This is a genomic window from Roseovarius sp. ZX-A-9 (assembly GCF_028369135.1).
Lineage (GTDB): Bacteria > Pseudomonadota > Alphaproteobacteria > Rhodobacterales > Rhodobacteraceae > Roseovarius.
In genome coordinates this window covers 87,538-99,379 of sequence record NZ_JAPWHW010000004.1, presented here as the reverse complement: position 1 = coordinate 99,379, position 11,842 = coordinate 87,538, and the positions used below count along the sequence as shown (strand labels likewise).

Genomic DNA, 11,842 nt, shown 5'->3' with positions numbered 1-11,842 from the left:
GGAAGCCTCAGAGCGCGGTCCAGCCGCCATCGACACTGATCGTGGTGCCGGTGATCTGAGCCGCGGCGTCCGAGCACAGGAACAGCGCCGTGCCGCCAAGCTGCTCGACGGTGGCGAATTCCTTGGACGGTTGACGCTCCAGCATGACCTTCTTGATCACGTCCTCGCGGCTCATCTCATATTTTTCCATCGTGTCGGGAATCTGTGCCTCGACCAGCGGCGTAAGCACGTAACCCGGACAGATGGCGTTGGCTGTGATCGGCTCTTGCGCGGTTTCGAGCGCGGTGACCTTGGTAAAGCCGACGATACCATGTTTCGCCGCGACATAGGCCGATTTGAAGGGCGACGCGGTCAGTCCGTGGGCGCTGGCGATGTTGACCACCCTGCCCCAGCCCGCCTTGCGCATCATTGGCAGCGCAGCGGCTGTAGTATGAAAGGCGGAATTCAGGTTGATCGCGATGATCGCATCCCATTTTTCGGTCGGAAAACCGTCGATCGGGGCCACATGCTGAATACCGGCGTTGTTGATCAGGATATCGCAGGCGCCGGCGGTTTCGATCAGCGCGCGGCACTGCTCGCCCTTGGACATGTCGGCCTGAATATAGCGGACATCGGTGTCGAATTCGCTGGCCATGTCGGCTGCCAGTTTGTGGTCGTCGGCCGAATCGGTGAACGAGTTGAGCACGACATGCGCCCCGGCGCGTGCCATTTCCCTGGCGATGCCGAGGCCGATTCCCGAATTCGATCCGGTGATGATTACCGTCTTGCCCTTAACGCTCATTTCCTGCACTCCCATCAAACATTGCGCGTGCAGCATACCATGCTGCACTTGCGAATGTCAGGGGGGTGACGAACACACTCGCGCGATGCCGCAGAGGGCAAGGCCGGAAAAAAGGACGAAACCGATCGACCAAAAAAAACGCCAGCACGAAGCTGGCGTTAAGTTATTGAGGCAGGTTTCATACAGGCAAGAAACCTATCGAGCAGTGACACCTTTATATCCAATCCCTCGCCTCTATCCAAGCTAAAAGTTTGAAAAGACATGAATCCAACTTTACGGTTCGCCCCAGACAAACAACGGGCCAGAGGGATTGTTGCCGAAATGAGATCACTATTTTTCCATGCGACATGGCGGCTCAGGGTGCTTTCGACCTCGGTTTTGCTGGCGCTTCTCACTGCCAAGGCAGCCCTTGCCGAGCCGGCGCATGGCATAGCTATGTATGGTGCTCCGGCGTTGCCACCCGATTTTGTGTCGCTGCCCTATGCCAACCCGGACGCCCCCAAGGGGGGCAGCGTCACGACCGGCAATGTAGGTGGATTCGATTCGCTCAATCCCTTTCAACTGACCGGACAGCCGCCCTGGCAGTTGCGCTATTTCGCCTACGAGTCGCTGATGGGCCGTTCATGGGATGAACCGTTCACGATTTACGGCCTGCTGGCCGAATCGGTCGAGACTGGGCCGAATCGCGAATGGGTCGAATTCACCCTGCGCCCCGAGGCACGGTTCTCGGATGGCAGCCCGGTCACTCCCGAAGATGTGATCTGGTCTTTCCGCACAATCGGCAGCGAGGGGCACCTGCGCTACCGCGATCTGTGGTCCAAGGTCGAGACAATCGAGCAGACCGGCCCCCGCTCGGTACGCCTGACCTTCAACGTGGCCGAGCAGGACCTGGCGCTGTTGGCGGGTCTGCGCCCGATCCTGAAAAAGGATCAATGGAGCGAAACCGCCTTTGACGACGGCACCATCGAGGATATCCCCATCGGATCAGCCCCCTACGTGGTTGAAAGCTACGAGGTGAACCGCAATGTCGTCCTGCGGCGCAATCCCGATTACTGGGGCAAGGACCTGCCGCTGCGCCGTGGCACCAACAATTTCGACGAGATCCGCATCGAATTCTACGGCGACAATGCCGTTCTCAAGGAAGCCTTCAAAGGCGGTGCCGTGTCCTATGTGCGCGAATTCAACGCCGAGAAGTGGGAGACGCAGTATGATTTTCCCGCCGTGCAACGCGGCGATATTGTCAAATCCGAAATCCCGCATCAGAAACCCTCGGGGATCACCGGCTTCGTGATGAACACGCGCCGCGCGCCTCTGGATGACTGGCGCGTGCGCGATGCACTGCTGCATGCGTTCAACTTCGAATACATCAACGACACGCTGACCGGCGGGCGCCAGCCGCGCATCACATCGTATTTCTCGGGGTCCATTCTGGCTATGCAGCCCGGCCCGGCGCCCGAACCCGTGCGCGCATTGCTGGAACCGTACAAGGACAGCCTGCTGCCCGGCGCGATGGAGGGCTACGCCTTGCCCCAAGGTGACGGCACCCAGCGCAACCGCGCCAATATCCGCAAGGCGCTGGCGCTATTGCGCGAGGCCGGATGGACGCCGAAGGAAGGCGTCATGCGCAATGCCGACGGCAGGGCGCTGGAACTGACGGTGGTGCTGCAACAGGACGGGTTGATCCAGCAGGCCTCCTCAATCATGGAAATCTACGCCCGCGCACTGGAACGGCTGGGGATCAATCTGAACATCGAGAGCATAGACAAGGCGCAATATGCCGAACGCGAACGCACCTATGATTTCGACCTTACATTCATCCGCCGCGCCCTGTCGCTCAGCCCTGGCAACGAGCAGTATTTTTACTGGGGTTCGGACGGCGTAAACGAACCGGGCAGTCGCAACCTGATGGGAATGGCGAGTCCCGCCGCCGACGCGATGATCGCCGCGATGTTGTCGGCGGACACGCGAGAGGCCTTCATCAATGCAACGCGCGCGCTGGACCGGGTGTTGATTTCGGGTCGCTACGTCATTCCGATTCATCAGTACTCCGTGGGGCGTATTGCCCATATCCGCCAGTTGCACTATCCTGAAGACCGGCTGCCGATCTATGGCGACGGCGTAGGGTTTCTGCCCGAAGTCTGGTGGTATGCCGAGGATTGAGCGAGCACATGTTTATCGATGACTGAGAAAATCAGCGGGATGACGTGAACCAAGAAAAGAGCAGGCAAGGCAATCGAATGAAAAAGTTGATCCTAGTTGCGATGCTGACCGCGCTTGCGGGCTGTGCCACGGTAGAAGGCGTGGGCCGCGACATTTCCGGCGCGTCGCGCGGGGTGCAAAGCTGGTTCTGACCGGCCACGCAGTCTGAGGACATACTCGACGCATCAACCGGCGGCACTCCTGCAGTGTCCGCCTGTTTTGGCGTGGATGGCGCTCTTCAACGCAGCGCGGTGACCCAAAGGATCGTTGCATCTTCGGGGCTGGTGGAAATGACATTATGGCCCATCGCAGCGTCGTAATAGGCGCTGTCGCCGCGGCGCAGTTCGACCGGCGCGTAGAACTCGGAATAGACCATGATCACGCCGGTCAGCACATAGAGAAATTCTTCGCCATCATGGCGCACCCAGCCATCGAATTCGTCAATGCTGCGGGCACGGACGCGGGTTGTGTAGGGCATCATCGCCTTTTGCTGCAGGCTGCCCGCCAGAAGACTGTGTTCGTAGGTCGCGGTCGCAAAAGGTGCGCCTTCTCCCGCGGCGGTGACGTCCATGCGCCCGTTGATCTGCCCCTGTCGCGGCGCGGTAAAGAGCTGTGGCACAGAGATTTCCAACCCGACTGCCAGCTTCTTGAGCGCCTCGTAAGTGGGTGACATCTGGTCGTTTTCGATCTTAGACAAGGTTGATCGCGCCAGCCCTGCCTGCCGCGCAGCGCGTTCGAGCGTCCAGCCGCGCGCCTTGCGCAATTCGCGCACCCTCGTGCCCAGATTCAGCGGTTCGCCATCATCCTCTGCGCCGCCTTCCCGGGTGATCTGGATCAGGTTCGTTTTGCGCTTGGTCATCATGTCAACCTATACGCCGCCACTTTGCAGGCTTGCAATGGGCGCGCGCGCGTCCTAGTCCAAGGAATGGTTTCGCTTTTCGATCACGGCCCCTTCCGGCCCTGCCCCGCCCCGTTCAATATGGCCGCGCATGTTCTGGAACATGCCGGGAAACACTCTGACAAGGTGGCACTATCGGTGCTTGGCCTTTCGGATGCCACGCACTGGCGTTATGGCCCGTTGCAGGCTGCGGTGCTTGGCACCGGGCATGGCCTGCTGGCAGCAGGCGCGCGGCCCGGCGACCGAGTGCTGTTACGGCTGGGCAATACGGTTGAGTTTCCCGTCGCCTATCTCGGGGCCATCGCAGCGGGGCTTGTGCCGGTTCCGACCTCACCGCAACTGACCGCGACGGAAGTGGCCAAGGTGCTGACGCATCTGAACCCGGCGCTGATCCTGCATGACGATACTGTGGCCTGCCCTGAATCCGCCTGCACCATCCTCGGCACGCAGACGTTGCGCGCGTTCTGGGACGGACCAAAGACCGAGTGGCATATGGGCGATCCGAACCGGCCTGCCTATATCGTCTATACCTCGGGCACGTCGGGCGTACCGCGCGCTGTGGTACATGCCCATCGCGCGGTTTGGGCGCGGCAGATGATGCATGATGGCTGGCTGGGGATCGGGCCCGATGACCGGTTGCTGCATGCCGGCGCGTTCAACTGGACCTACACGATGGGCGTTGGGCTGATGGACCCGTGGCGCGTGGGCGCAACGGCGCTGATCCCGGAGCCGGGCATCGCGCCCGAAGACCTGCCATTGTTGCTTCGGCAACATGAGGCGACGCTTATTGCTGCCGCCCCAGGTGTTTACCGGAAGATGTTGAAGCGCGGCGCGCCGCTCGACCTGCCCTCCATGCGCCACGGGGTTTCGGCTGGTGAGAAACTGGCGCAACCCATCCGCGATGATTGGGAGGCCGCGACCGGCACGCCGATCTACGAGGCATATGGCCTGTCGGAATGTTCGACTTTCCTCTCGGGGTCGCCCGCGCAGCCTGCCCCGCCGGGCACTTTGGGGCGGCCGCAACCGGGCCGTCGGGTTGCAATCCTGGGGCCGGACGGCCCGGTGCCCATCGGCACGCCCGGAGTGATCGCGGTTCATCGCGCCGATCCCGGCCTGATGCTGGGCTACGAAGGTGCACCAGAGGCCACGGCAGCGAAGATGCAGGGCGATTGGTTCCTTACGGGTGATCTGGGGCAGATGGATGAGAGCCATGCCGTCACCTACCTCGGCCGCGACGACGACATGATGAACCCGGGTGGCTATCGCGTTTCTCCGCTGGAGGTTGAAAACGCTCTCGCAGATTTTCCGGGCATCACGCAGATTGCCGTGACGGACATTGAGGTGAAACCAGATGTGCGCATCATCGCTGCTTTTTACACCAGCGACACGCCATTGACAGAAGAAGAATTGCGCACCTATGCGCGTACGAAACTGGCACATTACAAACAGCCACGAGCCTATTACTTTACCGATCACATTCCAGTGGGCGCAAATGGCAAAATTTCCAGAAAAAACCTCCATTTACTTTTGGAGAAATGATTTCATGACCACATTTTTACGACATATCATGTCCATTTTGCCCCTCTTTATCACTGTGGGAACGGCTAGCGCACAGGATAGATACTGGCGTGAGATAGAGTCGGCTTTCCAGTATGGCTCTTCTTTCGAATACGTCTCGCCAGCCATGATAGGGTCAGAGTTTGTTCGCGTGCATCTGCTCTATGGTCAGGGGATCGGACGCGCCCTTGCGCGGACCAATCGCGCCCGCAGTGATGACGCCTATCGAAGCCTTTATGAAGCGACAGAAGAGATAGGCGGGTCTTATGGGAGCTGGCTCAACATGTGCAGTGCCCTTGAAGCCCATTCCCCTGATTTTCCGCTCGATGTCGGCCGGTGCCTCGCATCCGAGTGGTCTGGGAAGCAAGAGATTTTCTTTGAGATGAGCTTGTATACTGAGTTCTCTGCTGCAACTGTCCAGCCTGTTTTTTACTCTGAAGAGGAGGACAAATTTCGTAGCGTGGCGCGGGTTGCGGACAATGGCTATCTATTGGGCGAAAATTCAACAAATGCTCACGGCAGATGCTTTGCCGAGCGCGATTCAATCAGTGCCCTAAAAAAATCACGTTCTGAGATGGAAACCCTTGGGGCAAATACCCAATGTGGCAAGCCCGGCACAAAGGCAGCATATATCTGGGTCTCGATGAAGCCAGAAGTGTTCAACAATTTGCAGGATGGGAAAATGCGCTTTCCTTCGGTAGGGATGAACATTAAAAACTCTACCGGCAGAAGCTACCTTACATTTGTCCGATTTCTTGACCTGTTCGACAGAATTGGTGATGAGCTGTAATGTACCCACGGGATTGGCGACTTGCCGTTCCGACTAAGACAAGGGCGCCTAGCACGCGCAAAGCGGTTGTCATCCAGTTAAGAAAGAGTCGCAGTGACACAATCGGTTAAACTCGACATCATCTCCGATCCGATTTGCCCCTGGTGCTATATCGGCAAGACCTTGCTGGACAAGGCGTTGGCAGAGCGCCCGGATCATCCCTTTACCCTCGAATGGCACCCGTTTCAGCTGAACCCGGATATGCCTGCAGAGGGCATGGACCGGCGTGAATATCTGGAAACCAAGTTTGGGGGCAAGGAGGGCGCTGTGCGCGCCTATGCGCCGGTGGTGCAACGGGCAGAGGCCGCCGGGCTGAAGATTGATTTCGAGGCGATGAAACGCACGCCTAACACGCTGGATGCACACCGCCTGCTGCATTGGGCGGGGATCGAGGGCAAACAGGACGAATGCGCCATGACGCTCTTTCGTGCCTATTTTGAAGAAGGCCGCGACATTGGCGATCACGAGGTTCTCAGCGATATTTCTGACGGGCTGGGCATGGATGCCGCCGTGGTTCAGAAGCTGCTGAAAAGCGATGCCGACCGTGCCGACATCATCAACCGGGACAAACAGTTCCGCGAGATGGGCGTAAGCGCCGTGCCGACATTCATCGTGAACGGTCAACATGCGGTGCCGGGCTGTCAGGACAGCGCGCTTTGGCTGCAGGTAATTGACGACATCACGGCAAAGATCGCTAAGGCGGAGTAATCTGGAGCGTGGCACCGCTCACCGGCTGCCCTGCCCGCTTTTGGCGGTGATCTGCGTCGCGGAGGCCGTTTGCGCCATTCCTGTTTCCGGCAGGTTCCCTGTATCTTTGGCACCGATATGCCTGCCTGCCAGCACGATTGGCCCCTTCTATCGGGTGTTACGGCTGACTTCCGGACAATATTGTATACTTTCGCATACTGGACTTTCGCTGGGCTTCAATTTGGTCTAAGAGGCGGCCAAGACGTTCGTTTCACCTTTCACCGCAAAGGATCTCACTATGGCTGATACATCCCGTCCCGACATTATCTACACCAAGGTTGATGAGGCACCAGAACGCGCCAGCGCGTCACTCCTGCCCATCCTTCAGCGATTTGCAGCGGCAGCCGATGTGTCTATCGGCACCAAGGATATTTCATTGGCAGGCCGCATCCTTTCCACCTTCCCCGATCACCTGACCGAGGCGCAGCGCGTGCCCGACGATCTGGCCGAGCTGGGGGCCCTGGTAAAGTCACCGGATGCGAACGTGATCAAGCTGCCGAACATCTCGGCGTCGGAGCCGCAACTTGTCGCGGCGATCCGCGAGTTGCAGGCCAATGGCTATGCGGTGCCGGACTATCCTGAAACGCCTGAAACCGATGCGGAAAAGCAGATCCGCGCCCGCTATGACGCGATCAAGGGGTCGGCCGTGAACCCGGTGCTGCGCGAAGGCAATTCCGACCGCCGCGCCGCGGCCGCCGTCAAGAAATTTGCGCAGAACAACCCGCACCGCATGGGCAAATGGAGCCCCGACAGCAAGACCCGCGTTGCCAGCATGTCCGACGGTGATTTCTTTTCGAACGAGAAATCAATAACGCTGGACAAGGACGCGACAGCGCGGATCGTCTTGGAAACTGCCACGGGCGAGATCGTTCTCAAAGACGCGCTTTCCTACCCTGCGGGCACCGTGATCGATGCGACATTCATGTCCGCCACGGCGCTGGATGCTTTCCTTGCGGAAGAAATCGAGCGGACGAAGGCCGAGGGCGTGTTGTTTTCGCTGCACCTGAAAGCAACGATGATGAAGGTGTCCGACCCGATCATCTTTGGCCATGCGGTCAAGATTTGGCTTGCCCCGGTTTTCGAAGCCCATGGCGCCCGGATGGCCGAGCTGGGAGTGAACCCCAATTCCGGTCTTGGTGATCTGCTGGAGCGGGTCAAGGACGAGCCCGCGATCATGGCAGCAATCCAGAAGGTCACTGCCGGACGCCCGCCGCTCTACATGGTCAATTCGGACAAGGGCATCACCAACCTGCATGTGCCCTCGGACGTGATCATCGACGCATCCATGCCCGCTCTGATCCGGGCTGGCGGCAAAGGCTGGGGTCCCGATGGCAACGAGGCGGACACCGTCTGCGTCATCCCTGACAACGCCTACGCACCCGTCTATGACGAAGCGATCAAGTTCTGCAAAGCCAACGGCGCGCTGAACCCGGCTACGGCTGGCACGGTGCAGAACATCGGGCTGATGGCGCAAAAGGCCGAAGAATACGGCAGCCACCCCACAACCTTCGAGATCCCCGAAGACGGCACCGTCAGGATGGTGCTGGAGGATGGCACCGTCCTGCACGAGCATGCGGTGTCCAAAGGGGACATCTGGCGCTCTTCCTCGGCGCGCAAGGCACCGATCGAGGATTGGGTGAACCTTGCCATCGAGCGGCAGAAAGCCACGGGCTATCGCGCGATCTTCTGGCTGGATGCGAACCGCGCCCATGACGCGCAGCTGATCGAATACGTCAAACCGATCCTCGAAGCACGCGGTGTTGCTGACAAATTCGAGATCATGTCACCAGCCGATGCGACCAAAGCGTCGTTCGAAACCATTACCAAGGGTGAAAACACCATCGCCATCACCGGCAACGTGCTGCGCGACTATCTGACCGATCTCTTCCCGATCCTCGAATTGGCGACATCCGCCAAGATGCTGTCGATCGTCAAGCTGATGCAGGGCGGCGGCCTGTTCGAGACCGGCGCGGGTGGCTCGGCCCCCAAGCACGTGCAGCAACTGGACCAGGAAAACCACTTGCGCTGGGATAGCCTGGGCGAGTTCTGCGCTCTGGGCGAGAGCTTCAAGTTTCTTGCAGAGGCCAAGGGCAACGCGCGCGCGCGCGTGCTGGGAGAGGCTGTCGAGGCCGCGACACAGGGCGTTCTGGACAACGATCGCTCTCCCAGCCGCAAATGTGGCGAGCCGGATAACCGCGACAGCCACTACTGGTTCGCCCGCTACTGGGCCGAAGCGTTGGCCGCCCAAACAGACGATGCCGCACTGGCCAAGGAATTCGGCCCGATTGCCGAGGCGCTGGCCGCCAACGAGGCTGCCATCACCTCTGAATTGGCAGCCGTACAGGGCCGCCCGGCGGATACCGGCGGATACTACTTTCCGGACCCGCAGAAATTGGCCGCCGTCATGCGGCCCAGTGCGACGCTGAACAAGATCATCGGCTGAAGCCCGAAATGACGGGCGCGCCAGCACCGCCTTTGATATTCAACGAGGCGGTGCTAACTGCTACGCGGCCCTCCCCCGAGGCGCAGGAACATTCTGAAAGGCTGTTATATGTCCAAGATCAAAGTCGAAAACCCCGTCGTCGAACTTGACGGTGATGAAATGACCAGAATCATCTGGGATTTCATCAAGCAAAAACTGATCCTGCCCTATCTCGATATCGACCTGAAATACTATGACCTCGGGATCATGGCGCGCGACGAAACCGACGACCAGATCACCATTGACGCGGCCCACGCGATCCAGAAATACGGCGTCGGCGTCAAATGCGCCACGATCACGCCCGATGAGGCACGGGTCGAGGAATTTGGTCTCAAGAAAATGTGGCGCTCGCCCAACGGCACGATCCGCAACATTCTGGGCGGTGTCGTGTTCCGCGAGCCGATCCTGTGCAAGAACGTGCCGCGCCTTGTGCCCGGCTGGACAAAACCCATCGTGATCGGCCGCCACGCCTACGGCGACCAGTACCGTGCGACGGACATGAAATTTCCCGGCCCCGGTACGCTGTCGATGAAATTCGTTGGTGAAGACGGCACCGTGATGGAAGAGGAAGTGTTCAAGGCCCCCTCTTCGGGTGTCTACATGGGCATGTACAACCTTGATCAATCCATCAAGGATTTTGCCCGCGCCTCGATGAATTACGGCCTGCAACGCGGTTGGCCGGTGTATCTGTCGACCAAGAACACCATCCTGAAAAACTATGACGGTCAGTTCATGATCCTGTTCCAGCAGGTGTTTGACGAGGAATTCAAGGACAAGTTCGAAGCGGCGGGTATCACCTATGAACACCGCCTGATCGACGACATGGTGGCAGCCGCGATGAAATGGTCCGGTGGATATGTCTGGGCCTGCAAGAACTACGATGGCGACGTGCAGTCTGACACCGTCGCGCAGGGCTTTGGCTCTTTGGGCCTGATGACAAGCATCCTGATGACCCCCGATGGCCAGACGGTCGAGGCCGAGGCCGCACATGGCACTGTCACCCGCCACTACCGCCAGCACCAGAAGGGCGAGGAAACTTCGACCAACTCGATCGCGTCAATCTACGCCTGGACCGGCGGGCTCAAGCACCGCGCGAAACTCGACGATAACCCGCAGTTGCTGAATTTTGCAGAGACGCTGGAAAAGGTGGTGGTCGCTACGGTCGAAAACGGCCACATGACCAAGGATCTGGCGCTGCTTGTCGGGCCTGACCAGGGCTGGCTCACCACGATGGGCTTCCTTGAGAAGGTGAACGAGAACCTGAACAAGGCGCTGGCGGGATAAGGCTCCAACCAAACTTAGAAAAATATAGCGGGTGCAAATATTTGCACCCGCTTTTTCATGCATAATTCGAAGAACGCTAAGACCTGCGTCTGTCAGCCCAACTTGCGTAGACGCTTGAACAGGCTGGATGTATCCCAGCGCCCGCCGCCCATCTTCTGCACGTCCTTGTAGAACTGATCGACCAGCGCCGTGACGGGCAGCGACGCGCCGTTCTCGTTGGCGGTATCAAGGCAGATCCCCAGATCCTTGCGCATCCAGTCGACGGCAAACCCGTGTTCGAAATGATCGTCCAGCATCGTCTCGTAGCGGTTGGACATCTGCCAGCTACCGGCCGCCCCCTGGCTGATCACCTCGGTGACGGCGCGCCCGTCAAGTCCGGCCTTTTCGGCGAAATGCAGCGCCTCGCTGAGCCCCTGAACCAGACCGGCGATGGCGATCTGGTTGCACATCTTGGTCACCTGCCCAGCCCCGCTTTCGCCGATCCGGCGGCAGAGCTTGGCATAGGTGTTCATCACGGGCTCGGCGGCGTCATAGGCATCCTGATCACCGCCACACATGACCGACAGTTGCCCATTCTCGGCACCCGCCTGCCCGCCGGATACCGGCGCATCGACGAAATTCAGCCCCGCCGCCTTGGCCGCTGCATAGAGCTCTGCCGTCACCTTGGCTGACACGGTGGTGTGATCGACAAAGAGCGCTCCGGACTTCATCCCCGCAAACGCGCCGTCCTCGCCGAGGCAGACAGACCGCAGATCGTCGTCATTGCCAACGCAGGCCATGACCATATCCGCGCCCGCAGCTGCCTCTCGAGGGGTGGACGCCTGGGTGCCGCCATGCTCCTCGACCCATTTGGTGGCCTTGGCCGCCGTCCGGTTGTAAACGCAGACCGAATGCCCTGCCGCCTGCAGATGCCCCGCCATCGGGTAGCCCATGACCCCCAGTCCCAAGAATGCCAAATTGCTCATGTTCTTTCCCCGCTTGCCATTGTCTTGGCGTGAATTTCTGACTATCCCGACCCGGGATGCAAGGGCAAAAGCCTTTTGCGTTTTCCCGAATCGGGAAAAG

Annotated in this window: 10 protein-coding genes; 7 read left to right on the top strand and 3 right to left on the bottom strand. The window is 59.5% G+C overall.

Annotated elements, in window-relative coordinates:
- Positions 1-7: 7 nt before the first annotated feature.
- Complete coding sequence (locus O3306_RS05490) at positions 8-781, bottom strand: 3-hydroxybutyrate dehydrogenase (RefSeq protein WP_272004358.1); 774 nt, start codon at positions 779-781, stop codon at positions 8-10.
- A gap of 321 nt (positions 782-1,102) precedes the next feature.
- Here O3306_RS05490 and O3306_RS05485 point away from each other — a divergent pair, with 321 nt between their 5' ends.
- Both O3306_RS05485 and O3306_RS05480 read left to right on the top strand, forming a co-directional pair.
- Complete coding sequence (locus tag O3306_RS05485) at positions 1,103-2,941, top strand: extracellular solute-binding protein (RefSeq protein WP_272004356.1); 1,839 nt, start codon at positions 1,103-1,105, stop codon at positions 2,939-2,941.
- Positions 2,942-3,018: 77 nt separating this feature from the next.
- Entirely contained in the window at positions 3,019-3,132 is a 114-nt protein-coding gene (locus O3306_RS05480; protein WP_272004354.1) for an entericidin EcnA/B family protein, read from the top strand.
- Between the two features lie 86 nt (positions 3,133-3,218).
- On the opposite strand, the gene O3306_RS05475 is transcribed toward O3306_RS05480, so the two are convergent.
- Positions 3,219-3,839, bottom strand: coding sequence for a helix-turn-helix domain-containing protein (locus O3306_RS05475; protein WP_272004352.1), 621 nt, complete (start codon positions 3,837-3,839; stop codon positions 3,219-3,221).
- Between the two features lie 66 nt (positions 3,840-3,905).
- On the opposite strand from O3306_RS05475, the gene O3306_RS05470 reads away from it, so the two are divergent.
- The 5 genes from O3306_RS05470 (at position 3,906) to O3306_RS05450 (ending at position 10,777) form a co-directional block, all read left to right on the top strand.
- Entirely contained in the window at positions 3,906-5,417 is a 1,512-nt protein-coding gene (locus tag O3306_RS05470) for a class I adenylate-forming enzyme family protein (RefSeq protein WP_272004349.1), read from the top strand.
- Positions 5,418-5,421: 4 nt separating this feature from the next.
- Positions 5,422-6,225: a hypothetical protein gene (locus O3306_RS05465; RefSeq protein ID WP_272004347.1), complete on the top strand. Its 804-nt coding sequence runs from the start codon at positions 5,422-5,424 to the stop codon at positions 6,223-6,225.
- Between the two features lie 93 nt (positions 6,226-6,318).
- Positions 6,319-6,972, top strand: a complete 654-nt coding sequence (locus tag O3306_RS05460) for a DsbA family oxidoreductase (protein ID WP_272004345.1) — start codon at positions 6,319-6,321, stop codon at positions 6,970-6,972.
- 277 nt (positions 6,973-7,249) lie between these two features.
- Entirely contained in the window at positions 7,250-9,454 is a 2,205-nt protein-coding gene (locus tag O3306_RS05455) for an NADP-dependent isocitrate dehydrogenase (RefSeq protein ID WP_272004343.1), read from the top strand.
- A 108-nt stretch (positions 9,455-9,562) separates the two neighbouring features.
- Positions 9,563-10,777, top strand: a complete 1,215-nt coding sequence (locus tag O3306_RS05450) for an NADP-dependent isocitrate dehydrogenase (RefSeq protein ID WP_272004340.1) — start codon at positions 9,563-9,565, stop codon at positions 10,775-10,777.
- Between the two features lie 92 nt (positions 10,778-10,869).
- Here O3306_RS05450 and O3306_RS05445 read toward each other — a convergent pair whose 3' ends face one another.
- Positions 10,870-11,742 (bottom strand): NAD(P)-dependent oxidoreductase, encoded by an 873-nt coding sequence (locus O3306_RS05445; protein WP_272004338.1) that lies wholly within the window; start codon positions 11,740-11,742, stop codon positions 10,870-10,872.
- Positions 11,743-11,842: the final 100 nt, after the last annotated feature.